1 protein-coding gene is annotated in these 588 nt (G+C 46.8%); it reads right to left on the bottom strand.

Annotated elements, in window-relative coordinates; all coding sequences use genetic code 11:
• On the bottom strand, positions 1–581 hold a 581-nt coding region (locus tag R7Q09_RS27055), incomplete at its 3' end, for a DUF1338 domain-containing protein (RefSeq protein ID WP_318144065.1).
• Positions 582–588 lie beyond the last annotated feature (7 nt).

Here is a 588-nt window from a genome sequence, read left to right as displayed (position 1 = left end):
GACTCATTGATCACAAACCCTGCTTGACGAAGATGGTCGTTAACCTGTTTGACTTCATCGTGTTGATTCAGCTGATTCACACTCACCGTAAAATGATTAGCACCATAACCGTGCGCGGCCAGCCAAGACGCATACTCGCTCTCTTTAGCCAACGTTTGGTAATCAGCAAAGCTTAGCTCCCATAAGCGACCGCCATGCAGAAATGCACTGCCCGACAGTTTTTCAGCATCCACTTGCGCAACCAGTTTCGCCACAATATCTTGCAGCTCTGGCGAACACTCTTCGACTTTCAGCTCACTGATGAAGACTTTAGGCTGCTTCGGATCTGGGTGCTCATAGTGTTTTGCGACCAGTTTTTTGCTCTCAAATACGTAGTCCCCACACGCTTTATAGCCAGCAGCTAAAAACGGTTTCGCCAATGTCTCGATACCTAGCGGTTCAACATTGAAAGTGCGTAAAGCAATATGATCATTAATCAGAGCCTCATCTTCTTGTAGAAGCTGATGCACCTTAGCAGCAGAAGGACAAAGACGTTGGATGTAGTCTTGCCATAGCGATTCAAATAACACATCGGGCGTCATAACGACT

The sequence above is a fragment of the Vibrio sp. 2130-1 genome (assembly GCF_033339515.1).
The sequence above is the reverse complement of the archived record's forward strand: the minus strand, read 5'-3'. Positions and strand labels throughout refer to the sequence as shown.